Origin of the sequence: Paenibacillus agri, assembly GCF_013359945.1 — a bacterium.
GTDB lineage: Bacteria > Bacillota > Bacilli > Paenibacillales > Paenibacillaceae > Paenibacillus_AQ > Paenibacillus_AQ agri.
This window is the reverse complement of sequence record NZ_JABWCS010000221.1, coordinates 297,635-322,705: the sequence shown is the minus strand read 5'-3', so window position 1 is coordinate 322,705 and position 25,071 is coordinate 297,635. Positions and strand designations below refer to the sequence as shown.

General features: G+C 51.2%; 22 protein-coding genes. 2 read left to right on the top strand and 20 right to left on the bottom strand.

The genetic code is table 11. The features are described from left to right. Positions 1-64: 64 nt before the first annotated feature. The 3 genes from recG to HPT30_RS28155 form a co-directional block, all read right to left on the bottom strand. Positions 65-2,116 (bottom strand): ATP-dependent DNA helicase RecG, encoded by a 2,052-nt coding sequence (gene recG / locus HPT30_RS28165; RefSeq protein WP_175374570.1) that lies wholly within the window; start codon positions 2,114-2,116, stop codon positions 65-67. A gap of 12 nt (positions 2,117-2,128) precedes the next feature. Then, a complete protein-coding gene (locus tag HPT30_RS28160; RefSeq protein WP_175374569.1) occupies positions 2,129-2,989 on the bottom strand; it encodes a fatty acid kinase binding subunit FakB in 861 nt (286 codons plus the stop codon). Positions 2,990-3,085: 96 nt separating this feature from the next. Further along, positions 3,086-4,861 (bottom strand): fatty acid kinase ATP-binding subunit FakA, encoded by a 1,776-nt coding sequence (locus tag HPT30_RS28155; protein WP_175374568.1) that lies wholly within the window; start codon positions 4,859-4,861, stop codon positions 3,086-3,088. A 190-nt stretch (positions 4,862-5,051) separates the two neighbouring features. Between HPT30_RS28155 and rpmB the strand changes: the two genes are divergently transcribed. After that, entirely contained in the window at positions 5,052-5,240 is a 189-nt protein-coding gene (rpmB, locus tag HPT30_RS28150; protein ID WP_066370676.1) for a 50S ribosomal protein L28, read from the top strand. Between the two features lie 99 nt (positions 5,241-5,339). Here the strand turns inward: rpmB and spoVM are convergent, their stop codons facing one another. The 16 genes from spoVM to HPT30_RS28070 all read right to left on the bottom strand — a co-directional run bounded on the left by spoVM (position 5,340) and on the right by HPT30_RS28070 (position 23,565). Then, a complete protein-coding gene (spoVM, locus tag HPT30_RS28145) occupies positions 5,340-5,420 on the bottom strand; it encodes a stage V sporulation protein SpoVM (protein WP_006675261.1) in 81 nt (26 codons plus the stop codon). Positions 5,421-5,663: 243 nt separating this feature from the next. Beyond that, on the bottom strand, positions 5,664-6,329 hold the full coding sequence (gene rpe, locus HPT30_RS28140; protein WP_175374567.1) for a ribulose-phosphate 3-epimerase: 666 nt from the start codon (positions 6,327-6,329) through the stop codon (positions 5,664-5,666). A 2-nt stretch (positions 6,330-6,331) separates the two neighbouring features. Then, complete coding sequence (gene rsgA / locus HPT30_RS28135) at positions 6,332-7,237, bottom strand: ribosome small subunit-dependent GTPase A (RefSeq protein ID WP_175374566.1); 906 nt, start codon at positions 7,235-7,237, stop codon at positions 6,332-6,334. Between the two features lie 99 nt (positions 7,238-7,336). Then, a complete protein-coding gene (pknB, locus tag HPT30_RS28130; RefSeq protein WP_175374565.1) occupies positions 7,337-9,616 on the bottom strand; it encodes a Stk1 family PASTA domain-containing Ser/Thr kinase in 2,280 nt (759 codons plus the stop codon). Beyond that, a complete protein-coding gene (locus HPT30_RS28125) occupies positions 9,613-10,389 on the bottom strand; it encodes a Stp1/IreP family PP2C-type Ser/Thr phosphatase (RefSeq protein WP_175374564.1) in 777 nt (258 codons plus the stop codon). Before HPT30_RS28125 ends, pknB begins: the two co-directional genes overlap by 4 nt. 6 nt (positions 10,390-10,395) lie before the next feature. Next, positions 10,396-11,436, bottom strand: coding sequence for a dual-specificity RNA methyltransferase RlmN (gene rlmN / locus HPT30_RS28120; RefSeq protein ID WP_175374563.1), 1,041 nt, complete (start codon positions 11,434-11,436; stop codon positions 10,396-10,398). Positions 11,437-11,585: 149 nt separating this feature from the next. Next, positions 11,586-13,133, bottom strand: coding sequence for a 16S rRNA (cytosine(967)-C(5))-methyltransferase RsmB (rsmB, locus tag HPT30_RS28115; RefSeq protein WP_175374562.1), 1,548 nt, complete (start codon positions 13,131-13,133; stop codon positions 11,586-11,588). After that, a complete protein-coding gene (fmt, locus tag HPT30_RS28110) occupies positions 13,130-14,074 on the bottom strand; it encodes a methionyl-tRNA formyltransferase (protein ID WP_175374561.1) in 945 nt (314 codons plus the stop codon). The genes rsmB and fmt overlap by 4 nt, the downstream gene beginning before the upstream one ends. Before the next feature lie 4 nt (positions 14,075-14,078). Further along, positions 14,079-14,564 carry a peptide deformylase gene (def, locus tag HPT30_RS28105; RefSeq protein ID WP_175374560.1) on the bottom strand — a complete coding sequence of 162 codons (486 nt, stop codon included), beginning with the start codon at positions 14,562-14,564 and terminating at the stop codon, positions 14,079-14,081. Between the two features lie 963 nt (positions 14,565-15,527). Next, positions 15,528-18,083 carry a primosomal protein N' gene (priA, locus tag HPT30_RS28100; RefSeq protein ID WP_175374559.1) on the bottom strand — a complete coding sequence of 852 codons (2,556 nt, stop codon included), beginning with the start codon at positions 18,081-18,083 and terminating at the stop codon, positions 15,528-15,530. Next, positions 18,083-19,333: a bifunctional phosphopantothenoylcysteine decarboxylase/phosphopantothenate--cysteine ligase CoaBC gene (gene coaBC, locus HPT30_RS28095; protein WP_175374558.1), complete on the bottom strand. Its 1,251-nt coding sequence runs from the start codon at positions 19,331-19,333 to the stop codon at positions 18,083-18,085. Before coaBC ends, priA begins: the two co-directional genes overlap by 1 nt. 272 nt (positions 19,334-19,605) lie before the next feature. Next, complete coding sequence (rpoZ, locus tag HPT30_RS28090) at positions 19,606-19,809, bottom strand: DNA-directed RNA polymerase subunit omega (RefSeq protein ID WP_175374557.1); 204 nt, start codon at positions 19,807-19,809, stop codon at positions 19,606-19,608. A 39-nt stretch (positions 19,810-19,848) separates the two neighbouring features. Continuing rightward, positions 19,849-20,424: a guanylate kinase gene (gene gmk, locus HPT30_RS28085; RefSeq protein WP_066370710.1), complete on the bottom strand. Its 576-nt coding sequence runs from the start codon at positions 20,422-20,424 to the stop codon at positions 19,849-19,851. 19 nt (positions 20,425-20,443) lie between these two features. Beyond that, positions 20,444-20,704 (bottom strand): extracellular matrix/biofilm regulator RemA, encoded by a 261-nt coding sequence (gene remA, locus HPT30_RS28080; protein ID WP_006209218.1) that lies wholly within the window; start codon positions 20,702-20,704, stop codon positions 20,444-20,446. 54 nt (positions 20,705-20,758) lie between these two features. Beyond that, positions 20,759-21,655: a YicC/YloC family endoribonuclease gene (locus HPT30_RS28075; protein WP_175374826.1), complete on the bottom strand. Its 897-nt coding sequence runs from the start codon at positions 21,653-21,655 to the stop codon at positions 20,759-20,761. Positions 21,656-21,693: 38 nt separating this feature from the next. Beyond that, positions 21,694-23,565 carry a bifunctional homocysteine S-methyltransferase/methylenetetrahydrofolate reductase gene (locus HPT30_RS28070; RefSeq protein ID WP_175374556.1) on the bottom strand — a complete coding sequence of 624 codons (1,872 nt, stop codon included), beginning with the start codon at positions 23,563-23,565 and terminating at the stop codon, positions 21,694-21,696. Between the two features lie 159 nt (positions 23,566-23,724). On the opposite strand from HPT30_RS28070, the gene HPT30_RS28065 reads away from it, so the two are divergent. Continuing rightward, positions 23,725-23,982 (top strand): hypothetical protein, encoded by a 258-nt coding sequence (locus HPT30_RS28065; protein ID WP_175374555.1) that lies wholly within the window; start codon positions 23,725-23,727, stop codon positions 23,980-23,982. Here HPT30_RS28065 and HPT30_RS28060 read toward each other — a convergent pair. Further along, the gene (locus HPT30_RS28060; protein ID WP_175374554.1) at positions 23,955-25,061 is read right to left on the bottom strand and encodes a GerAB/ArcD/ProY family transporter; all 1,107 of its coding nucleotides are present in this window, start codon (positions 25,059-25,061) and stop codon (positions 23,955-23,957) included. The two genes, HPT30_RS28065 and HPT30_RS28060, sit on opposite strands and share 28 nt — an antisense overlap. Positions 25,062-25,071: the final 10 nt, after the last annotated feature.

The following is a 25,071-nucleotide window of genomic DNA, read 5'->3' as shown; positions in this document are numbered from 1 at the left end:
GCAGCACCTCCCGTCATATCCAATCTTTCAAAGTATATGAGGGAGCCTTGCCCCATGTGCCTATTTAGTCAATTAAATCCCCCTGAAAAATTTGCTCACTCTGCAAATAATTCCGCAACGGCGCATAGTCAGGAGAAGTCCAGAAGGAAGCATCCCGCAGCAATCCGGCGGCATCGTCACGGGCTTGCTCCAGCACTTCAAAATCAGCCGTCATATCTGCCAAGCGGAATTCCGGCAGTCCACTTTGCTTAGTCCCGAAGAAATCCCCCGGCCCGCGCAGTTCAAGATCCCGACGCGACACCTCGAAGCCGTCATCGGTATCCGTCATAGCCGTCATCCGCTCACGGCCAATCTCCGACTTCGGATCAGCCACCAACACGCAGTACGAAGCGTGCTGCCCCCGGCCCACACGGCCCCGCAGCTGATGAAGCTGGGAAAGACCGAAGCGATCCGCATCCATAATTACCATCAAGGTTGCATTCGGCACATCGACGCCGACCTCCACGACAGTGGTGGACACGAGCAACTGCAGCTCATTGCTGTAGAACGCACGCATCACTTCATCTTTTTCCCCTGGTGTCATCCGTCCGTGCAGCAGCCCGACCTTATAGTCCGGGAAGGCTTGGGACATCTGGATATGAAGATCGATCGCATTCTGCACATCCAGCTTTTCCGACTCCTCAATCAACGGACAGATCAAATACGCCTGACGGCCCTGGTCGATTTCACGGCGAATCAAATTCAAGACCCGTTCCATCAGATCATGCTTAACCCAGTAAGTCGTAATAGGTACACGCCCCTTCGGCCGCTCAGATAGCGTGGACACATCCATGTCGCCAAATACAGTAATGGCCAGTGTACGCGGTATAGGAGTAGCCGTCATTGTTAGCACATCCGGGTTATAGCCTTTTCGGCGCAATACACTGCGCTGGTTCACCCCGAAGCGATGCTGCTCATCTGTGACTACCATCCCGAGATTTTTGAAGAAAACATCCTCCTGGATCAGTGCATGGGTTCCTACCACCACATCAATCATTCCCATTTGCAGGGAAGCCAGCAGATCTTTGCGCTTGCGTCCGTTCACACTTCCTGTCAGCAACGCTACAGTAAGGCCGAACGGCTCGAACATTCTCGTAAGAGAACGCATATGCTGCTCCGCGAGAATCTCAGTAGGTACCATTAGCGCACCCTGAAAACCGGACTTTACCGTGGCATACAGCGAAATAGCTGCAAGCACCGTTTTACCAGAACCTACATCTCCTTGAAGAAGACGGTTCATACAATAAGCAGACCGCATATCATGCAAAATCTCCAGCTCGACCTGCTTCTGAGCGTCAGTAAGCTCAAAAGGCAGGCTGCGGACAAATTGCCGAACTGTTGCATTGTCCACCGTATGCACTACTCCGTCCATTCTCCCGCGATTTAGCACACGGAAGGCTTGGACCTTCAACTGGAACAGAAAAAGCTCCTCATAGACCATGCGGCGGCGGCCCTGCTGCCCTTCCCGGCTGTCTTCCGGCTGATGGATGGTCGCAATTGCCCGTTTACGTGGCATAAAGTCATATTTTTGTAAAATCACCCGCGGTAAAATCTCCGGGATTAGCTCTCCAAATTGCTGCAGCCCCTGACTTATCGACTTCCGTATCCAGGATTGTGTAATTTTACCGCCAACAGAATAGACCGGCTGCAAAGTTCCCGTCTTGCCTTCGCCGCGGTCCGGAAATTCATAGTCCGTCACAGTAATCTGGCTGCGCTTCTGGTCCCATTTGCCAGATAGCACGATACCACGTCCTGCGGTAAGCTGCTCACGGATATAATGCTGATTGAACCAGGTAGCGGTGAACATAAACGGTTCCGAGACCATTTTGCAGCTAAGCCTGGACTTACCGCCAAAGCGCTGAAGTACCGGAATACCAATCACCTTGGCTTCCACCGTAACCTTGTCCCCATGCTTAACCTCGCTAAGTGAGCGTGGCCGGTAATCTTCGTAACGGAATGGATAATACTCCAGCAGATCCTTCACTGTAAAGATGCCAAAGGCGTGAAGCTCGCCTTGCTTTTGAGCACTCACGCCAGTTACTTTTTTCACTTCAATTTCATTCAAAGAAAGTGTCATGTTCATCCCTCATTATGCGGGCCAAATAAATACAGCCAACGTTCCGTTTCCAACATGGCTGCCTACCACAGGGCCAATGTTGGTCAGCACTTTCTCCTCAAGCGTAAAATGCTTGTCGAGTTCACTCAGGAACTCTTCACCAGAAGCCGGTTCTGCGGTATGTCCCACGGCCACATTGATTTTGTCTACACCCGGCAGATCGTTCTTGAACAGCTCAATCATGCGGGCAACAGCCTTCTTGCGGCCCCGTACTTTCTCCACTGCATAGATAATGCCTTCAGCATCAATGGACAGGATCGGTTTAATGTTAAGTAGCGTGCCAAGAAAGGCGGACGCTTTGCCGATTCTGCCTCCTTTTTGCAGGTACTCCAGCGTATCTACAAGGAAATACAGCTTACGGGACTGACGCAGTGTCTCTACTGCCTCAAGGATCTCCTGCGGCTCTTTCCCCTCCGCCGCCAGTCTAGCAGCATGTACTACCATTACTCCAAAACCATAGGAGGCAGACAGGGAATCCACGACTGTAATCTCTTCCCCGTCCTCCTCCAGCATGGATTTGGCCAGCATAGCCGATTGAAAGGTACCGCTGAGACCGGATGAAATATGAAAAGACAGGATAGGGCTACCCGGGTACTGGTCCAAAATGCTGCGGTAAACATTCACATATTCAACCGGCGACGGCTGCGAAGTAGTCGGCAGCTTCTGCGAGTTAGGAAGACGTTCATAAAACTGCTCCGGTGTCATATCCACATTGTCCCGGTAGGATTGATCACCGAACATTAATGTCAGCGGCACAACCTCAATGTCATACTTCTCGGCCAGGGCCGGTGGAATATCGGATGTGCTGTCAGTGACGATTATGGTACGGTTCATGAATTTCCTCCCCAAACTATAGTTGGTCAACCCTCAAAGCAACAAATCAGAACATCCTACTTCACTTTACCCTTTACCTATCAGGATCGTTTCAGCCTACGGCTCCACGGAGAACAGGTAATAGTATATCGGCTGTCCGCCTTCATGAATTTCAACTTCTACATTAGGATACACCGAGCTAATCCACTCGCTCAGCGCTTCAGTGACTTCCTCCTGCGCATCTTCACCGCTCAGGATCGTTACAATCTCGTCACCGTTCTCCAGCATGTTGGTCAGGAGCGCCTGACTCGTCGCCAGCAAATCATCCGCTGCGGCTACAATTTTGGAATTAGATATTCCTATAAACTGACCGGATTTGATCTCCAGCTCATCATAGAGTGTATCTCGAACCGCATGTGTAACCTGACCGGACTTCACTTGTGCGATAGCTTCAAGCATATTGCTTGTGTTGCTATCCACTGCATCATCCTCTTGGAACGCAAATGCTGCGGAAATCCCCTGCGGAATGCTCTTGCTCGGAATCACAGTGATCTCCCGCTCATCAGCAAGCAGTTCTTTGGCCTGCTGTGCAGCCAGTACAATATTAGAATTGTTAGGCAATATATATACATGCTTCGCAGAAATCGAAGAAATGGCATTTACGAAATCTTCGGTGCTTGGATTCATCGTCTGTCCGCCTGCCAGCACAACATCGACGCCAAGACTTTTGAAAATATCAGCAATTCCCGCACCCGAAGAGACCGCGATAAATCCATATGGAGCCAGATCATCAGCAGGTGGCACGGCCGGAGCCTGTATGCTAACCTCTTCCTTCGGAATATCGGCGAACACATCCGGCATCGGAGCAATGTCCATACCCGCTGTCAGCAAATCCCGGTGTTGCTCACGCATGTTAAGAATATGAATCTGAGTGATCTCCCCATAGAGCAAAGCTAGGTTCAACACCTCACCAGGAGCCTTGGAGTGAACATGTACTTTGATTGTTTCGTCATCCGAAATAACGATGATAGAGTCCCCGTTCACTGATAGCGCTTTCCGAAATACATCCTCATCAAAAATTGCTCTCGCAGAACCGCCCAACTGACGGTTAATAAAAAATTCCATATCATATAAGAATTCAATATCTTCCGTGGAAAGCTGCGATTGTGCAGATGTCTGTACCGAGGCCAAATTAAGCTCTGGTTTGATCGGACCTGGTGTCACTGCAATCGGTGCAGGAATGGTAGCCTGTCCTTGAGCAGCTATACCTGTGATTCCACTGGTCAGGTGCTGATGAAAACCTTCGTAGATATAGACAAGCCCCTGTCCACCGGAGTCGACTACTCCTACTTGCTTAAGCACAGGCAGAAGTTCAGGCGTATTCGCCAGCGCTTCCTTGGCTTTGGACAATACCTCCGTCATCAGCTCTGTCACATCATTGGTGCGCCGTGCAAAATAAACCGCATGCCGCGCAGCTTCCTTGGCAACCGTAAGTATTGTTCCCTCTACAGGTTTTACAACTGCCTTATATGCTGTATCCACTCCGTTCTGCAGCGCTGCTGCAAACTGTTGTGTGTTCAGCTCATCAAGCTGCGCCGCATAGCGACTGAACCCCCTGAACAACTGGGAGAGAATAACGCCTGAGTTCCCTCTGGCGCCCATTAACAAGCCCTTAGAGAGTACACCTGCACATTGGCCAACAGAGGCCGTATTATTCCTTTTCAATTCATTCGCGCCTGCGGTCATCGTCAAATTCATGTTTGTTCCCGTATCTCCATCCGGAACCGGAAAAACATTCAACGAATTGACGTGCTCTGCATGCTGCTGCAGCTTCTCCGCACCGGTAAGTACCATTGCGGTAAAATCTGTTCCGTTGATAGAACGCTTACTCAATGAGAATTCCCCTTCCTAACTTCATGCCTAATCAACACTAGGATTAACTGGACATAATACACTAATTTATATTGTACTATAAGAGACTAAAGAAATAAATGTTTTTGAGCGGTTGACGAAGCATTTTTTACTGTGATATTATATTTAAGTATTGTTTTATGCAGGTGTAAGTAACAAGGAGGTGTAATCTGTGTCCCGTAAATGTATCGTAACAGGCAAGAAGCCGGGAAGTGGTAACCACGTGTCTCACGCGAACAACCACAACCGTCGCACTTGGGGAGTTAACGTTCAAAAGGTCCGTATCCTCGTGAACGGCAAGCCGAAACGCGTCTATGTCAGCACCCGTGCTTTGAAGTCCGGTAAAGTTGAGCGCGTCTAGTCTTTAGCATTTTAGATCGAGCGATATCTCATATCAAGCAAAAAGCACCCTTTACATATGTAAGGTGCTTTTTTTCATGTCTTTTTTTCTTTTACAGCCTCAACTCTTCTGAAAAGTATTCAAAATCGCTTTAACGAAACCTCCTAAAAACTTTGGCAGCTTGAACGTGTAAAATTTCATGGTTTACCCTCCCATCAATTCGTGCCGTACGGTAGGAGACTTTATATTCTCTTTCGCTGACGGTTACATCCTGCAGACCTCTCCCAATCGCCAGAATTTCTCCGTAACCTTGGACCCTTCCTTTGGCTTGCCTCAGGTTCACGCCGGAGACGACGAAAAAAAAGGCTACATGAGATTTCTGCTCATGTAACCATATTTATGCGCTGCAGACTTGGCCTATACCAGCAGTCTGCACAGTGTATTCTATAGCTTGGCCTGTGTTGCCGCGCTTCGAATCGACTCGATAGCCGCTGCACGGTCACTTCTACCGAAGACCGCATTGCCTGCGACCAGTACATTAGCGCCAGCTTCCACAACCAGTGGTGCCGTAGCTTCAGCAATGCCTCCATCCACTTCAATCAGCAGATCTGGATGGACCTCATTGGCCCATTCGCGAATTTGACGGATTTTGCGTAGTGTACTCGGTATAAAGGCCTGTCCACCAAAGCCTGGATTCACAGTCATTACAAGCACCAGATCCACATCCTCCAGCACTTCACGCACGGCAGATGCCGGTGTGCCCGGGTTAATGGCTACCCCTGCTTTGAGACCCAGCTCCTTGATCTGGTGAATCACACGGTGAAGATGCACGCAAGCCTCAGCATGTACTGTAATAACAGCGGCTCCGGCTTTGGCAAAGTCTCCGATATAACGTTCAGGATTCTCAATCATAAGATGTACATCCAGCGGCAATGAAGTGTGCTTGGAAACGGCATCGACAATTGGCGGTCCCAAGGTGATATTCGGGACAAAACGTCCGTCCATCACGTCTACGTGAAGCCAGTCAGCGCCGCTGTCCTGTACTTCCTTCACTTCTGCTCCAAGTGCGGCAAAATCCGCGGATAACAACGATGGGGCTAAAATAATCATGATCAGTACCTCCGCTTTTTATCTTTCATTTCATTAAAAAACAGCTTGTAATGCTCATAGCGGCTCGGGGCAATCTCCCCTTGTTCCAGTGCTTCAACGACCTTGCAGCCCGGCTCATGAAGATGACTGCAGCCGCGGAACTTGCAAGCTTCCGCATATGGAGCGAACTCTCGGAAACAGGTGGACAACTCCTCTACACCAAGCTCCAGGAAATCGAGCTGACTAAAGCCAGGGGTATCGGCTACAAAGCCTCCGTCCCCAATGTCCATTAGCTCGACATGGCGGGTGGTGTGACGGCCACGGCCCAGCCGCAGGCTGATCTCTCCTGTCTCCAGAAGGAGGCCGGGAACGATCCGGTTGAGCAGGGTAGACTTACCCACTCCCGATTGTCCGGCGAACACGCTGATTCCTCCTGCGAGCCGTCTGTGAACCTCTTCGCTGCCCGCACCTGTTAGCGAACTCGTTACCAGTACTTCATAACCGATTTCTTCATACAGGGCCTTCACCGTGGCTGTCGCTTCATCGTCACCTGCCGCCAGATCCTGCTTAGTCAGCACAATTAGCGTTTCCAATCCAGAATGCTCTATATGCACCAGGAATTTGTCGAGCAAGTTGAGGTTCATATCCGGCTCACGCAAAGAGAATAATAGCACGGCAAGCTTAACATTGGCCACTGGCGGCCGAATCAGCTCTGAATCCCGGGGGAGAATTTGATCTACCATGCCCTCTCCGTTCTCCGTCAAACCATAAATCACACGATCGCCTACCAGAGGAGATACCCCTTTTTTCTTGAAGATTCCTCTAGCTCTACACTGTACCGATGTCTCTTCAGAGACGATAAGTCCGTCACAAAGCGGCTTCACATAATAATAACCGCTTAAAGCCTTAACAATTACACCTTCAGGCATACATAGTGGGCCTTCCTCTCCTTAATTTACGAAGATGACCCAAGTAGTTATCCCCGGGTCATCTCGCTCTGCCATTGGCTACTGACCTTTGATCAGCTGCTAATGGTCTTTATTATCTTTATGTTTCAAAGACTTATCTTTGTTCTTGCCGTTGCTGCTGGCAACATGCTTTGCACTGTCTCCCTGTTGCCCATTACCGGGTACGAAGCCCGTCTGATCGGCATTCCCGGTTCCATTCGCACCGTTATCGCCACCATTGTTTCCGGTGCCATTACCGGTACTGTTACCTCCCTGATCAGGAGCCATAGCCGGATCGCTTGTCGGCTGCTCCGATGGCGGTGGTTCCGTAGGCGCCTGGGTCGGGTCCGGCGTGCGGGATGGCTCTGGGAGCGTCGGAACAGGAACCGTTCCGTTCTTGGCATCCACATAGGACACTGGATACGTATCATAGAGTTCACCATCGCGATAAATCAAGACCACACCATCTTTGTTAGGAGCGAGTAACATGTTAATGGAGAGTACTTGATTCTTGGTAATCGTCCGGGTACCCCACTCCTGCTTCTCACCGTTGTTGCGGGCATCCGCATACTCAATACGGATCTTGGTCTTCTTACCCTCCTGGGTCGGCGCAACCGGAAGATTATACGTATAATTCAAGGCTTCCGGCGGATATCCTGAACTCAAGGTAATAGTAATCTTCGTACCTGGAGGTGTTGGAACCCCCTTATCATAAGGCCACTGCTTAACGACCTTACCTTTGTCAACAGAGAAGCTCGCCTCTTCCTTGACTTCCTCCAGAACAAGCTTCACTGCTTCAAGCTTCGCTCTGGCTTCCTTCTCCGTCAAGTTGATGAGATCTGGCATCGTGACGCTTTCCTCACCTTTACTGAGAATCAGTGTAACCTGCACCGCCTCCGGGTCAAAGTCACTTGCAGGCAACGGATCTTGGGTAATAACCTTGCCGGCTGCCACATCAGAGCTCGTACGCGTATCCTGGGAAATGCGATTCTGTGCCACACCCAGATCAAGTAACGCTTTGACAGCCTCATCAAATGTCTGGTTAGAGAGATCCGGCATTTTAGTCAACGGCTTGGCCGTACTGACCGTGAGTTGAATCGAAGTATTCTTCTTGACCTTCGTATTCTCCTGTTTGCTCTGCTTGTAGACAATGCCTTCCCCGTAGTTAGGGTTATAAATCTCGGTGACTGGCTCTTCAACCTCGATTCCCAATTCGGACAGCTTCGCCTTGGCATCATTCAGTGACAGGTTTATGACGTTTGGTACTGCCACCTCAGGGATAACCAGCTTCGCATTCACATACCATACTACACTCGCCATCGCGAGTAGAATCAGAAGTGTTAATCCGATCCAGAGTGCCGGGCGGCCCCACTTTTTCTTGCCGCTAGATACCGGAACCTCCGGCTCGTCGGAATGACGCATTCTCTCTGTGTTGCCACCCCGGTTCCCCTGTGATCTCTGAATTGGCTTGATGGCAGGAATAATCCGCGTCTTATCCTCATCATCATCATCCTGAAACTCGGCCTTTGGCTCGCTGCGCCGTTCAGGCAACAGACAGCTCTCCAGATCCTGCAGCATTTGTTTGGCTGACTGGTAGCGCTCCTCGGGGTTCTTACGCATGGACCGCAAGATCACGTTCTCCACACTTTGCGGAATCAGCGGGTTGAGAAGTTTCGGCTCCTCGAATTCCTCCTGAAGATGCTTTAGAGCTACGCTGATCGGGCTTTCTCCCAAAAACGGCAGACTGCCTGTCAGCATTTGATAGAGTACAATCCCCAGAGAGTACAGATCCGACTTTTCCCCTGTAGCTACTCCCTTGGCATGCTCTGGTGAGAAATAATGCACCGATCCCACCACAGAGCCTGTCTGGGTGATAGTTGTAGATGTAACTGCACGTGCGATGCCAAAATCCGTAACCTTGACACGCCCGTTGCGTCCAATAAGGATATTATGTGGTTTGATGTCCCTGTGTATGATCTGATTCTGATGAGCGTGGTCAAGCGCATCGCAGATCTGGGAGGCAATGCGAACGGCCTCGTCCACCTGCAGCGGAGCCCGCTCCTTAATAATTTCATTCAGGTTCTTGCCTTCTACGTACTCCATAACGATATAATGAATTTCATCTTCCTGCCCGACATCATAAATGCTGACCACATTCGGATGAGACAGCGATGCGGCAGATTGCGCCTCCCGCCTAAACCGGCGGATAAATTCCTCATCATGCACAAACTGACTGCGCAGCACTTTGATGGCGACGTTACGGTTCAATAAAATATCATGGGCCCTGTACACAAGCGCCATGCCGCCTCCACCGATTCGTTCGATGACTTGGTAACGGCCTCCCAACTCGTGACCGATCATCTATCCCACTCCTTTGTTTCGGGCACTGCGGCCTCTCCTTGATGTTCTAACATAGCGACGCTTATATTATCGCCGCCACCGGCAAGCAGGGCCAACTGCAGCAGGCGATCCGCCCGTTCTTCCAGCGAGATTTCTTGGATTCCCGCTACCTTCGCCAAATGCTCTGTGCTGACGAAATTACTCAGACCGTCACTGCACAGTAACAGAACTTCCCCTGCCTCCAGCTTGATAGGGGCCAAATCGACGGAGGTCTCCGCATCTGTGCCCAGCGCTCTGGTCAGCACATTCTTCCGCGGATGGTTATCTAGCTCCTCCAGGCTGATCTGGCCGTTCTTGAACAGCTCATTGACCAGCGTGTGATCCTCTGTTAGTTGGACCGCGTTACCGTCTCTTATCATGTAGGCTCTGCTGTCTCCAATATGGCCAATAAAACCGTTTGACCCGTTCAGCAAGACAGCAACGACTGTAGTCCCCATATTATGGTACTTCTCGTCACTGGATGCCTCCTTGAAAACAACATCATTGGCTTTCAGAATGGCTGAAGAGAGCGTCGCACTCAGTTCTTCACCGGAAACATCAGGTCCCAGATTATCCAGGGTGTCCTTTATCGATTCCAAAGCGAGCCTGCTTGCCGTGTCGCCCGCCAAATGCCCCCCCATTCCGTCTGCAATGATGCCAAGTGTGTAGCCGTAACGCGTAACGCCGATCCAGACTGAATCTTCATTGACAGAGCGCACCCGGCCAATGTCGCTGACATGAACTGTCCTGATCAAATATCCTCACCTCAGATCCATATGTTTAGCGCGCAATTGTCCACATGCAGCCGCAATATCATGGCCCTGTTCACGACGAATGGTAACATTCACACCATGGTCGGACAACACACGTTGAAACTCAAAGATATCTTTACGGGATGTACGCACATACTTGCGCTCTGGCACATGGTTGATTGGGATCAGGTTGACGTGGCACAGCATGTTCTTCAGCACGCCCGCCAATTCTGCAGCATGCTCAGGCTGGTCATTCACTCCGCCGATCAGCGCGTATTCAAAACTAATACGACGTCCTGTCTTGGCCTGGTAGTAACGCAGGGATTCGATCACATCGTCAAAGGGGAAGCGGCGGTTAACCGGCATCAGCTTGGAGCGGAGCGCATCGTTCGGTGCATGGATGGAGATCGCCAAATTGATCTGCGTATCCTCGTCGGCAAACTTGTAGATGTTTGGCACAATACCACTTGTAGAGACCGTGATGTGACGCTGGCCGATGTTCAGGCCCTTCTCATGAATCATCAGACGCAGGAATCTCATGGTTGCGTCATAATTCTCGAAAGGTTCGCCTGTGCCCATAATTACAATACTGCTTACGCGTTCTCCCCGGGCGTCAAGAATCTGCTGAGAGCGAACAACCTGTGCTACGATCTCACCCGCCGTCAAGTCACGCTTCAATCCGCCAAGTGTAGAGGCGCAGAAGGTACAACCAACCCGGCAGCCCACCTGTGTAGTAACACAGACGCTGTTACCGTAGTTGTGCTTCATAATAACGGTCTCGATCGCATGATCATCATGGAGACCGAACAGGAACTTCACAGTACCATCTTTCGATTCCAGCTTCGTAATTTCAGTTAAGACGTTAATAGAGAAATGCTCACTGAGCTTGGTCCGCAAAGCCTTGGACAAATTACTCATGGATTCAAAATCATTCACACGCTTCACATACAACCAATCAAAAATCTGTCCGCCCCGAAAAGCAGGCTCTCCGTTGTCTTTCGCCCATTGTTGCAACTCTTCCAAAGAAAAATCATATATTAAAGGTTTCATTCGTATTGGCACCTGTTCTTTCATAAGGATATGCTTATTGTTTCTCATTCTTTCTAGTTTAACACAAATTTCAAAGGTGGTAAAAGAAAACCCGCCGCACCGGGCCCGGTGGGCGGGGTAGTAAAGGTTTTACCTTCGCCTTTACTATATTACAAGATTCGCTGCAGTCGGGCAATATAGAACCCGTCACTGCCATAATGATGGGGCAGTAGCTGGATTCCCTCCCCTGCAGCCAGAGCCGTCCCCTCCAGGCGATTCCAGACCTCCGAAGCAAAGGTTAACGGTGCAAAATCAGGGTTTTGCTCCAGGAAGGAGGCCACGACTTCCCCGTTCTCCGCTTTCTCTGTCGTGCAGGTACTGTACACCAGCACGCCCCCCGGTTTAAGCAGCCGGGAGACCGACTGGAGCAGCTGCCGCTGAAGCGCAGATACACTATCGATATCCTCGGGCTGCTTGCGCCATTTCAAATCCGGCTTGCGGCGAATCACGCCAAGGCCGGAGCAAGGAGCATCTAGCAGGATTCTGTCGAAGGAGCCTGGCTCAAACTTCTGCTCCAGGTCCAAAGCGTCGGCACTTCCCGTCACGACACATTCCAGCCCAAGCCGCCGGGCTTGATCCGCAATCAATGCAGCTTTATGCGGATGCAGATCATTGGCATGAATCGTGCCTTCGTCTTTCATCAGCTCGCCCATATGCGAGGTTTTACCCCCTGGAGCGGCACAGCAGTCCAGCACCTTCATACCCGGTTCCGGGGCCACAACCTCAGCTACCAGCATAGAGCTTTCATCCTGAACGGACAGATAACCGTCCCGGTACCATGAGGTTAGCGCCGGATTGCCGCCACCCTTGATGACAATCCCGTAAGGACTGACCTTCGAAGGCGAAACCTCCAGCCCCTCTGCCGCCATCTTCTCCAGCAGACGTTCACGGCTGATCATCGTCGTGTTGACACGAACGCTGACAGCGGGAGGCTCATTATTGGAGGCACACATCGCCTCTGCCGTCTCCACACCATACTCATCAATCCAGCGCTTTACTAGCCACAGTGGATGCGAGTGCCGAATAGAAATACGCTTCGCCGGACCGAGATTCTCCGGCAATACAGGAAGGTCACCAGCGCGCAGCACGCTGCGCAGGACCCCGTTGACCATCCCGGAGATGCCCTGATGTCCACGCTTCTTGGCGATATTCACAGCTTCGTTCACGGCTGCATGCGATGGAACGCGATCAAGATACATAATCTGGTACAGACTCAGACGAAGCAAATTACGTACCCATGGCTGCAGCTTGGCGATTCCCTTGCTGACGAACCCTTCAAGCACTTCATCCAGCGTATTCATTCTGGAGATAGTTCCGTAGACTAGCTCGGTAGCCAGTCCCGTATCTTCCCGGCTCAGTGAAGATTTCTGCAAGCTGCTGTTCAGCAGCAGATTGCTGTAAGCCCCCTGCTGCTCGACTCTTACCAGTACATCCAAGGCCACTTCGCGGGCCGAGGCCTGTTTACCGCCGCCGCCCTTGCTGCTGCCTGCACCGCTGGCTTTGCCAGCAGCGGCGCTTCCTGCGGTAGCTGCTTTCCCTGCGGCTACCGTTTTCCCTGCGGCGGCGGCTTTCCCTGCGCCCGGCGGACGGCTTCCGTCCTGGCGGGATGAATGTCCGCGCTGGCCATTCCGGCCTGCGCTATTACTACCGCCGCTCATCCTAGCACCGTGCCAGGCTTCATCGCTGCCCCGCGGCTGAAGTCAGCGGCGCTCATGGCCTTTTTGCCTGCCGGCTGCACGGTCGTCAAAAGCAGGCTGCCGTCGCCGGTCTTCACCTCGACGCCCTGTGCTTCCACCGCCAGCACCGTGCCTGGTGCGGCTTGACCGCCGTTCCCGGTAGGAGCCAGCGAAGGATTACCCGCTGCCCATACCTTGAACGTCTCCCCGTTCCAGAGGGTAAACGCACCGGAGAACGGCACGAGCCCGCGGATACGGTTATAGATGTCACGTGAAGACACGTTCCAGTCTATACGCTCATCCTCGCGGCTCAGGTTCGGCGCATAGGTAGCCTCACTCTCCTCTTGTGCCACCGCGTCCACACGACCGGCCGCAAGGCGGGGCATTTCAGCCTTCAACAAGTCGCGTCCAGCCAGACTCAGCTTCTCGAACAGATCACCAGAGGTATCTCCGTCTTCGATCGGTACCTCGACACGAGAGATCATATCACCGGTATCCAGTCCTTCTGCCATATACATCAGGGTCACACCTGTAACCTTTTCACCATTAATAATCGAACGCTGGATCGGAGCGCCTCCACGATACTTTGGCAAAAGCGAACCGTGAACGTTCACACATCCGTTCTGCGGCAGATCCAGAACCGACTTGGGCAGAATCTGCCCATAAGCGGCGGTAACAATCAAATCCGGCGCATAAGCCGCCAGCTCAGCTACTGCTTCCGGACGACGCAAACGTTCCGGCTGAAGCACCGGAAGACCCAGTGCCAGCGCCGCTTCTTTAACCGGAGAAGGGGTCAGCGTTTTTTTTCGGCCCTGCGGCCGATCCGGCTGGGTGAGAACAGCTACAACCTCGTAGCCCTCTTCCACCAGCATTTGTAGACTGGGCACGGCAAAAGCCGGGGTTCCCATGAATACTATCTTCATCAGATCACTCCTCGGATTCGTTGCGTTCAGCCGTATATTCGTATACCTTCTCGGCAATGTCCGTGAACAACACGCCGTTCAGATGGTCAATCTCATGTTGAAAGGCTCGGGCAAGCAATCCGCTGCCGGTAATTGTAATTTCTTTGCCTTCACGGTCAAGACCACGTACGGTCACTGTCTCCGCACGGCGGACATCACCATTAAGGCCAGGGATACTGAGGCACCCTTCTGGTCCAAGTTGCTCGCCTTCAGTGGAAACAATTTCCGGATTGATCATTTTGATCAGGCCATGCTCTTCGTCTGCATCAACCACAATAAGCCGTTTTAGAATGCCGACCTGCGGGGCAGCAAGACCTACGCCCTCCGCGTCATACATGGTGTCTGCCATATCATCAAGCAACTTTTGCACATTTGGCGTTACAGCCTTTACTTCTTTTGCTATTTTGTGAAGCACTTCATCCGGTTCTTTTACAATCAAACGTATTGCCATTTTAACAACACCATCCCTGTTCTGATACATGTTTGTATTATTAATTTAATAAAGAGATATATAAAGCATTTAAGAACACAACGTCATTTCGAAAATGACGCCGACGTCTAAATAACAGCCTTCTTGTATCTTACGAGCCACTGTGTATCCTACGGGCTCTTATATCCTACCAGCCACTTTGTATCTTACCAGCCACTTTGTTGCTGGAAGGCCATTTTATAGCCTAAGGGACAAAATAAACCCTTGGCTCACAAGGATTTCACTCATTCAGGTGACTAATGCGCCAAAAAGCTCAACTTCACTCGATAGGGCATGGGAGTAATAAAAATAACGGGAATAACTCCTGTTATTTTGGTTTAATTCTCTTCTTTTCTAAAAATAACTGGAAAAACTCCCGTTAATCACCTCATAACTAGACAATTAAGGTGAAAAGAGGTTTTTAACGGGATAAATTCCCGTTATTTATGAGAAATAAGGCGAAAAGAGAGAATTAACGGTAAATTTTCCTGTTATCAAAGCCCCTGTTAAGCTCGAACGTCGACTTAGGCGATATCCCCGCGAAGTGTGAACTGCGGTCGCTGTTGCTCCCCAAATTCATCAAAGTTAAACCCACTCTATTCGCCGAGCTTAAGAATGAACGGCTATGGAAGTGTTATACAAGACACACATGCACCACAAGATACGCAAGATACCTGAGAACCTAAGAATCCAAGACGCCTGAGATGCTTTAGATACATGAGACATCTGAGTCACCTAAGTTATCCGAGATACCTGAGTTCCTGTGATACCTGAGTCACCTAATTTACCTAAGATACCTAAGATACCCGAGATACCCGGGGTTATCTCAAATCGCACCCTTGCACACAATGGATTCCACCCATGATCCACCCAGAGCGTTAGATTTTCAAGTTCACATTAATAACCCTGCAATCATTCTTTTGCCTATTGTAACACGATCCCGACTTACATCAACATTTGCGGATCTACATCAATACTGATTTGAAGCCCTGTATCCCGCGCGGAATCTTCCAGCTCAGCCGCTACCTGGCGCGCCAGTCCTACCGCATCAATACTCCCGCGCCATTTGATCATACACTGGAACCGGTATCTGCCCTTCAGGCGCGGCAGCGGCGAAGCTACCGGACCCAGCAGATCGAGTGCATCCGCGGACAGCTTGTCCAGACTTCCGTACCAACGAAGCTGCTTCGCTTTACCCTGAATATTCAGCGCATAATTCTCAGCCAGCCGCAACAGCAGCGGAAGCTGCTCATGCGACAGCGTCACAAGAATAAGCCGACAGTATGGCGGATAATGCAGGCCTCTGCGATGCTTCAACTCGTCGCGGACGAAGGCATGATAATCATGCCCGCTGGCATGGATAATGGAATAATGCTCCGGCGTATAGGACTGTACAACCACTTCACCCGGGAGCTGATGGCGTCCCGCCCGACCAGCCACCTGTGTGAGCAACTGGAACGTTTTCTCGGCTGCGCGGAAGTCCGGCAGATTCAGCGCCGAATCCGCAGTGATGACACCAACAAGAGTTACGTCGGGAAAATCAAGACCTTTGGCCACCATCTGTGTTCCCAGCAGCACATCGGCTTTTTTATCCCGGAACTGGCCCAGAAGCTTCTCATGCGACCCCTTTTCCGTGGTGGTATCCACGTCCATCCGGATCACCCGGATTCCGGGAAAAAGCTTACCGAGCTCTTCCTCGACACGCTGCGTGCCGGTCCCGAAGAAACGAATATGCTCGCTGCCGCATTCCGGGCAGAGCTGCGGCGCCGGCTCGGCGTGACCGCAGTAATGACAGCGCAGGTTGTTGCTGCGGCTGTGAAAGGTTAGCGAAATATCGCATTCCGGACAGGTAGCTACATACCCGCAGCTCCGGCACATGACGAAGGTGGAAAAGCCCCGGCGGTTCAGCAGCAGCACCGTTTGCTCTCCCCGCTCCAGACGTTCGGCCAGCGCTGCATGCAGTCTGCGGCTGAACATCGAACGGTTGCCGTCCTTCAGCTCCTCGCGCATGTCCACTACCTGCACTTTCGGCAATGGGTTACCAAGTGCACGACTGGGCATTTCCAGCAGCACTGGCGAGAAGTGAATGTCACTTTGCGATCGTGCGGCATGGTAGCTCTCCAGCGACGGTGTCGCAGAGCCCAGAATAACCGCAGCCCCGCATTGCTCCGCCCTGCGGACCGCAACATCACGGGCATGGTACTTCGGATTCTCTTCCTGCTTGTAGGAAGTCTCGTGCTCCTCGTCCATGATAATCAATCCCAGGTTAGTAAACGGTGCAAACACCGCCGAACGCGCTCCGACAGCAACCGTTGCTTTCCCCTCGCGAATCTTGCGCCATTCGTCATACCGTTCCCCGGCCGACAAGCGGCTGTGCATCACAGCCACACCGCTGCCAAAACGGCCCTTGAACCGCTCCACCATCTGCGGTGTCAGGGAAATTTCCGGTACTAGCACCACCGCCTGCCGACCTTGATCCAGACAACGCTGTATGCACTGGAGATAGATTTCTGTCTTACCACTGCCGGTTACACCATGCAGCAGGAATACTTCATGCTGCTGTTCATCTACCGTGGCCGCAATACGTGAGTACACACTTTGCTGCTCCAGCGTAAGCGGCAAAGGCTTACTTGGCTTGAAGTCACGTCCCTGGTAAGGATCACGGTACACCTCAATCTCACCGATCTCGATATATCCCTTTTCCTCCAGTCCCTTCACTGTACCTGCTGTCACCTGTAAGACCGCTAATACTTCCTTGAGAGGTAACGGCAACATCGCAGCCATCTCAATCAGAAAGGTAAATACTTCCTTCTGCCGTGCTGACCTTGCCGGGAAGCCATCAAGCGCCTCACGAGCCGAATCAACATCCATAGTCAGGTCTACGACCTTTATCTTTTTCTTGCCCATCTTGTCCTTGATGCTCTGACTTTCCGACAGAACACCTCGGCGCAGCATGAACTTCACCGTCTCCGCAGCATCCGGGAAAGACCGGGTTAATTGCTTCATGGACACTTCCCCGGCCCGCCGCACAAATTCGGTAATCTCCCGCTCTTCGCTCTCTGTATCGGTAAACATCGGGAACAATTCTTCTTCAGGGAAAAATCCGTCAGTCCCATCCGCCGCGGACAATTCATCTGCAGACTCGCCCAACGAGATCAGCCGTTCAGCTTTGCCCTTCAATGCAGTGGGCAGCATCGCCTGTAGAGAGGAAATTCTTCTGCACGCATACTTCCGGCTCATCCAATCTGCTAGCTCAACCAGTTCCGGCGACAGCGGAGGGATAAGGTCCAGCACCTCCTGAATCGGCTTTAGTCCTGACATTGATCCGGTTTCCCCGGATTCCAGGGATACAACGAAGCCCTGCACCGTACGATGCCCGAAGGGAACAGCAACACGGCTGCCGATTTCAATCCAGAGCTTCAGCGATTCCGGGATACTATAGTCAAAAGGCCGGTCAGTGCTGCGTACAGGTACATCGACAATGACCTTGGCTATATCCATTATAAAGAGACTCCGGAGGTTCGTTCTGCCGCCAGGATGAGCAGTTGCTTCGCAACCTCGTCCTTGGACAACAGCGGCAGCTCTTTCACCAGTCCATCCCGGTCATAGATGGATACTATATTCGTATCCGTCCCAAAACCGGCTCCCGGTATAGCTACATCATTAGCTACAATCAAATCACAGTTCTTGCGGACCAGCTTGTCCTTCGCATACATCTCCGCGTTACCCGTCTCGGCTGCAAAACCGATCAGAAACTGTTTTTCCTTCTTATTGCCCAGTGTTTCCAAAATATCCGTTGTTTTTACAAGCTCGAGCGTCATCGTGTCTCCGCTCTTCTTGATTTTGGTATCCGCGCTGAACTTTGGACGGTAGTCTGAGACGGCTGCAGCTTTGATTAGAATATCGCAATCTTCCCAGTGCGCTATCACAGCGTTATACATATCCTCAGCAGATTGTACCCGCACCACATGAATACCGGCTTCTTGCGGTAGAGCTTCATCTGTACGGGCCGCAATCAGAGTGACTTCAGCACCCATAAGCCTTGCAGCACGGGCCAGCGCAAAACCCATTTTCCCGGATGAATCGTTAGAAATATAACGGACCGGATCAATCCGTTCCACGGTTCCGCCTGCAGTGATAACCACTTTTTTACCGGATAGAGGTCCTGACGTCACCGTCTCCTGCTGGGCAAAAAAACGTTCAACACATTGCACAATCGTTTCCGGTTCTTCCAGTCTTCCTTTACCCACATAACCGCAAGCCAGCATACCCTCACCTGGTTCAATAAACTGAATACCCCGTCGGGCAAGAATATCAAGATTATTCAAAACAGCAGGATGCTGGTACATGTGCACGTTCATAGCCGGGGCCACCATGACAGGGGCTGTTGTAGCCAGAAGTGTGGTAGACAGCATATCATCTGCCAGGCCATGGGCCATTTTACCGATAATATTGGCTGTGGCTGGCGCAACCAGCACCAGATCTGCGCTGCCGGCAAGGTCTATATGTGCAAAAAGAGACGGGTCCCGCTCCTGAAACGTATCACTGTACACCAGGTTCTTGGATAATGACTGCATCGTCAGCTCCGTGATAAACTGTTTGGCCGAATTCGTCATAATAACATGTACATCGGCCCCTTTCTGGGCCAGCTTGCTAGTTAAAGCAGCCGCTTTGAAAGCTGCAATCCCTCCGGTTACGCCAAGTACAATTTTTTTCCCCTTCAAGCTATTCAAAATGATCCTCCTCCTCATACTCATCCTGCAATTGAACGATCATGTGAGCAAGTAGAAACGGCTTTGCCGTCCTTTAAGGGACGGTATCCGTTTCTGCGAGAAATATAAGCGTAGAACATATACATCCTTATATTTAAAAAAATAACAACCTTCCGGTTGTCAGGAACAGCCCCGTCCGGGCTATTATCGCTAAATTGTCACTTCAACCTTTAGCTTCTCCACTCAGAAAAAAAACGGCAGCGTCCGCCTCTTGGGAAGGCGGCCTCCGTTTATGCTGAAGCTGTTTGGGACTAGTTTTCTTCCCCTTTTGTTACGATAATACGGTCCTCATAGACTTCTTCAAGAGCAACCCCAACGAACTTGTGGGATTTAGGAGATTTGATATCAGTCTTTCCGCCTTCGCGCAATTGTCTGGCACGGCGGGATGCAGCGACAACGAGCGAATACTTGCTGTCCACTTTGTTCATCATTTCATCAATGGATGGATATAACACGTGAGCACCTCTTTATAATTTACTGTGGATAGAACCGACCTACAGTTCTCTGATCTTACAATGTTCGGCGATAATGATACTTTCTATTCGCTTGCAGGCCAGATCGATCTCATCGTTAACGACAGCATAGTCATAATGCTGCATTAGGCTGATCTCATCCTCTGCCACCGACATACGGTGATTGATGACATCAGGATGCTCGGTGCCACGGCCGCGAATGCGGTCCTTGAGCTCATCCATGGACGGCGGAAGCAGGAACACAAAGATGCCTTCCGGGAACTTCTCCTTTACCTTCAAGGCACCTTGCACCTCGATCTCCAGGATAATGTCCTTTCCACTCTCCAGTGTCCGTTCCACAAAATCACGCGGAGTACCATAATAATTACCCACGTATTCTGCGTATTCGAGCAATTGATCGGCTTCGATCATGGACAAAAACTGCTCTCTGCTTTTGAAAAAATAATTGACACCGTCTTCTTCACCTGCACGCGGGCTACGGGTTGTAGCTGATACGGAATAAATCAATTCCGGCATCTTTGGCCGCAGCGCAGTACAGACAGTTCCTTTACCAACACCGGATGGGCCGGATAATATGATCAGCAATCCTTTTGACATAATACACTCCATTTAATCGTTATTCGTCGTTATCGTCGTCTTTGCTGGACAAGCGGTGCGCGACAGTCTCCGGCTGAACCGCAGACAGGATGACATGATCGCTATCCGTAATGATGACGGCACGGGTACGGCGGCCGTAGGTGGCATCAATCAGCATATGCCTGTCTCTGGCCTCCTGGATGATGCGTTTGATCGGCGCCGATTCCGGGCTGACAATGGAAATGATACGGTTTGCCGACACGATATTTCCAAAGCCGATGTTGATAAGTTTAATGGCCATGTTCCGTTTGTTCCCCCCAATAAGTTACATCTTCGCTTGTGGATCAAGGCTTGGTTACTCTAAATTCGCCGCCTGTTCCCGAATTTTCTCCAGCTCCGCTTTCATTTCCAGCGCACAGCCAGCCAGTGTCAAGTGATTACATTTGGAGCCAATAGTATTCGTCTCCCGGTTCATCTCCTGAATGAGAAAATCCAGTTTACGCCCTACCGGTTCGCCCCCTCGTAGTAGGCTTCTGCATTGTTCGAAATGACTGTGGAGCCGGGTCAGCTCTTCATCAATATTGCAGCGGTCGGCAAAGATGGCGATTTCCATTCCAAATTTATGCTCATCGAAAGGGAAAGTTCCATCATTCAGTTCACCAAGCCGCTGGCGCAGCTTGTCCCGATATTCACTTACAACCGTTGGAGCCAGCTCCACCATATCCTCATGAAGTTTCTCCAGATGGCTTAGCCGTTGTTCCAAATCTGCACCCAGATAGTCGCCCTCACGGACACGCATCTCCATAAGGGATTGCAGGCTCTGATCCAGGCCCTGTTCGAGCCTTTCAGACAGAACTTCGGGGGATACCGGGTCAAGACCCGCAGTTCCCTCCCTGCTTTCCATTACACCAGGCAATGAGAGCAGGTCGCGCAGACTGAGTTCGCCGATAAGTCCGAACGACTCTTGCAGCGTATCCGCCGCTTGAAGATAGGACTTCACTGCGGCCTGGTTCAACACCAGGCCGGCAGCGGCTTCCTCGTCGCGCTCCCTGTTAATAACTACATCTACCCGTCCCCGTTTGATGTGCTGCTGCACCTTGCGCTTCAGTACATCCTCATAAACCATCCAATCCCGGGGCATCCGCAGCACAACTTCGCAGTACCGGTGATTCACCGATTTGACTTCGAACGTAATCTTGTAACCGCCGAATTGCAGGGACGATTGACCGTATCCGGTCATGCTAAATGACAACGGAATCACATCCATTACACTATTGTAATTGATTATACTTAACGAAACAAGGGGGACAATTTGCGCCCGGACTTCTGCCATACATACTCCAGCAGCTGTACGCTCATATCGTAGAACATGAAAGGCGTCATCAGGTAAATTCCGTTAAAATGCTCCGTAGCCGCATCCAGCAGCTCCTTGGCAATCGCCACACCCTCGGCCCGTCCGGCTTCGCCCTCCAGACCGCTCATGCGGTTCCGGACTTCTTCAGACAGCTGAATGCCGGGTACCTCATTGTGGAGATATTCAGCGTTACGACCGCTCGCAAGCGGCATAATACCGAGGAATACAGGCACGCTGAGATGTGCTGTAGCTTTACCTATATTGGCAATCAGCTCTGGATCATAGACCGGCTGGGTCATGATATAATCCGCACCGGAGGCGATTTTTTTCTCCAGACGTTGTACCGCTTTATCCAGATGCTTAACGTTAGGATTAAAGGCAGCCCCGATCACGAAATTAGCCTTCTGCTTCAACGGTTTGCCCGAGAATGCAATGCCATCATTCAATTGCTTGATCATTCTTATAATTTCAAATGAGGTCAGATCATACACCGAGCTTGATCCTGGCAGATCGCCGAAGCGAGCCGGGTCGCCGGTTACAGCCAGAACGTGGTTGACGCCCAGTGCATCGAAGCCCATCAGATGGGACTGTGTGCCGATCAGGTTACGGTCCCGGCAGGCAATGTGCACCAGCGGGCGCAGCCCTGTACGTGCCTGTACGAGATGGCCAAGCGCCATATTGCTCATGCGGGTAACAGCCAGCGAGTTATCCGCCAGTGTCAGCGCATCAGCACCCGCGCGGCGCAGCGCTTCTGCGCCTTTCATGAACTTGTTAATATCCAGATCACGCGGCGGATCAAGCTCAACTATTACAGTATGGCGTTCCTTAACGAGGTCAACCAGAGTCGGCTCTCCTCCGCCCAGTCCGGTCTCGTCGCTCAAATGCTCTGCAATTGTAATACGCTCAACAGGCTTCACTGTCGGCTCCGGCAGCGCCTCTGGCTCGTAACCCGCCAGCGCCTTCGAGATTTCCGCAATATGCTGCGGAGTTGTTCCACAGCAGCCCCCGATAATTCGGCTGCCCATCTCTGCAAAGGTCATCGCCATCTGGCCAAAATACTCCGGCGACGCCCCATATTTGTACTGTCCATCCACATAATCCGCTATACCCGCATTCGGGTATATGGAGACCGGCAGCGTCAGGCTTCCCTGGAGTGTGCCCAGAGCACGCTTGATCCCCATCGGGCCGGTACGGCAGTTGAAGCCAATAATATCGGCGCCGTCCTGCTCCAGAATCCGGAACGCCTCCGGCAGCGTAAGCCCGTCCAGTGTCCGGGCTGTATCATCCATGGCGAACTGGCAGATCACCGGCACCGAGCTGTGTTTGCGGATCGTCTTGAGTGCCAAATGCATTTCCTCGACATCGTAGAACGTCTCCAGCATAATGCCGTCTACATCCTCTTCCAACAATGCGGTAATCTGCTGTGTGAAATATTTCTTAAGCTCCGAAGAGGACAGATTGGCCCGCTTCCCGGCACGGATAGAGCCAACGGCCCCAACAACATAGCCAGCCTCTCCAGCAGCACGCCGGGCAATCCTCACACCTGTCCGGTTAATTTCTTCGACCTTGGATTCCAAGCCAAATTTAGACAGTTTATCATAGTTAGCCGAATAGGTATTGCTCTCCAGCAGCACCGCTCCCGCCTGAATATAGCTACGATGTACTTCCTCAATAACCTCCGGAGAGGTCAAGTTCAATTCTTCATAAGAGATCCCTACAGGGAAGCCTTTCTGATATAAAAATGTACCCATCGCGCCATCACCGACAAGCACTTTGTTTCCCCATGCGGAACGTAAATCCGGCTTCACCGCAAGCCCTCCCCTGACATCAGTTTCATACTAATGTAACATAATTCGGGATGAATGATAAGCTTTCATAGTAAAGCAATTTCCCGTTACCGCTGAAGATGCATGTCCCTGTGGCAATTGCCCCATACTAGCTGAAGCCAGAACAAGGGAGATGTACCTATGATGAATAAAACAAGAAAGCTTCTGCTGCGGAAATACGCAATCCTGCTGCTCCTGTGTGGACTGAGTCTGCTCTATCTGTATTTGGGAGACTGGATGTTCGGCTACGGCCTGGATAATATTTCATATATCCTGAACTATTTACTTTACACGCCTTCCGAGAAATTGACAGCTTTCATTATGCTACTGTGTCTGGTGATCCCCGATATTAAGCAGTGGATCACAGGACATCAGCCTGAGCGGGGCGGCGAACGGTGACCCCTTATGAAGGAGAGAAGGATCAGAATCGCGGGGAACAGCAGCATAAAGACGGGATATACCGTATAAAGCAGCTTCCCGCCCTCCTGCAAATGCTCGGTAAAGCTGCGGGCGTCCAGCATGGAAGTGAACAGGATAATCAGGGATACCGGGTAGACCATTTTCCGGTAGGGCAAGTTGAACAGCTCGGAAAGCCCCACCAACGCTGCGGCAAAAAAAACCGCCATTTTAAAGAATACGCCGATAATTAGCACCATCACAACCAAGATGTCAACGCGCTGGATAAAATCCGAGATGGAAATCTTGCTGATGGTGGGCATCAGAGGAAGCGGAGACCGTTTCGCGATATCGGCGCCCAGCACCGAAATATTCAAAGCCATTGTAAAACTGAGCAGCAGGCCGGATAAAAACATCGTTGCACCGATGACCCAAGGTCCTTTTTTACGGTTGCTCAAGTAAGGCATTAGCATGGTGAAGCTGATCATCTCCCCAAAAGGAAACATGAAATTCTGATGCACAACGGAAGACAGGACGGGCTGAATCCCGTTTTCTAACATTGGTAGCAAGTGGTTGATATCGATCGACCCCGACAGAACCAGCAAAATCGTGCAGAAGATCCCGATAGACAGGACGATCACCCCGAATATCAATGATGTCCGCGCCAGCACCTCCACGCCCTTGTGCAGCACATAGGCACAGGATAGTATCATGAGCACAGAAATAATAAACAACGGCGTCCGGTGCATGGTCGCCATAACGAGCATTGTACTTCCATCCCGCAAATCGCGCCCCGCCAGATTCATGAACAGAATAACGTACAGCACCGCTACCACCGCGCCGATATATTTTCCGAGCAGCTTCCGGGTGTAGCCTGTCAAAGACAGCTTTGGATAACGCCTGTAGAGAAAAGCATACCCTACAAAAACGAATAGACCGATGCAATCTCCAATCAGTATGGAGAGCCAGGCATCTTTTCCCGATTCCATGCCAAGATTCACTACCAGTGCCGTCCCGAGCTCGAACAGCAGGGTCAGTGTAAATATTTCGAATAATCCAATTTTGACGCTGCCTTTATTCATAATCTCACCC

Bases quoted from the DNA above. Each gene is read 5' to 3' on its own strand.
- recG (WP_175374570.1), bottom strand. From the start codon at position 2,116: ATGACACTTTCTTTGAATGAAATTGAAGTGAAAAAAGTAACTGGCGTG.
- HPT30_RS28160 (WP_175374569.1), bottom strand. From the start codon at position 2,989: ATGAACCGTACCATAATCGTCACTGACAGCACATCCGATATTCCACCG.
- spoVM (WP_006675261.1), bottom strand. From the start codon at position 5,420: ATGAAATTTTACACGTTCAAGCTGCCAAAGTTTTTAGGAGGTTTCGTT.
- rpe (WP_175374567.1), bottom strand. From the start codon at position 6,329: ATGATTATTTTAGCCCCATCGTTGTTATCCGCGGATTTTGCCGCACTT.
- rsgA (WP_175374566.1), bottom strand. From the start codon at position 7,237: ATGCCTGAAGGTGTAATTGTTAAGGCTTTAAGCGGTTATTATTATGTG.
- pknB (WP_175374565.1), bottom strand. From the start codon at position 9,616: ATGATCGGTCACGAGTTGGGAGGCCGTTACCAAGTCATCGAACGAATC.
- rlmN (WP_175374563.1), bottom strand. From the start codon at position 11,436: ATGAAACCTTTAATATATGATTTTTCTTTGGAAGAGTTGCAACAATGG.
- rsmB (WP_175374562.1), bottom strand. From the start codon at position 13,133: ATGAGCGGCGGTAGTAATAGCGCAGGCCGGAATGGCCAGCGCGGACAT.
- fmt (WP_175374561.1), bottom strand. From the start codon at position 14,074: ATGAAGATAGTATTCATGGGAACCCCGGCTTTTGCCGTGCCCAGTCTA.
- def (WP_175374560.1), bottom strand. From the start codon at position 14,564: ATGGCAATACGTTTGATTGTAAAAGAACCGGATGAAGTGCTTCACAAA.
- priA (WP_175374559.1), bottom strand. From the start codon at position 18,083: ATGGATATAGCCAAGGTCATTGTCGATGTACCTGTACGCAGCACTGAC.
- coaBC (WP_175374558.1), bottom strand. From the start codon at position 19,333: ATGAGGAGGAGGATCATTTTGAATAGCTTGAAGGGGAAAAAAATTGTA.
- gmk (WP_066370710.1), bottom strand. From the start codon at position 20,424: ATGTCAAAAGGATTGCTGATCATATTATCCGGCCCATCCGGTGTTGGT.
- remA (WP_006209218.1), bottom strand. From the start codon at position 20,704: ATGGCCATTAAACTTATCAACATCGGCTTTGGAAATATCGTGTCGGCA.
- HPT30_RS28065 (WP_175374555.1), top strand. From the start codon at position 23,725: ATGATGAATAAAACAAGAAAGCTTCTGCTGCGGAAATACGCAATCCTG.
- HPT30_RS28060 (WP_175374554.1), bottom strand. From the start codon at position 25,061: ATGAATAAAGGCAGCGTCAAAATTGGATTATTCGAAATATTTACACTG.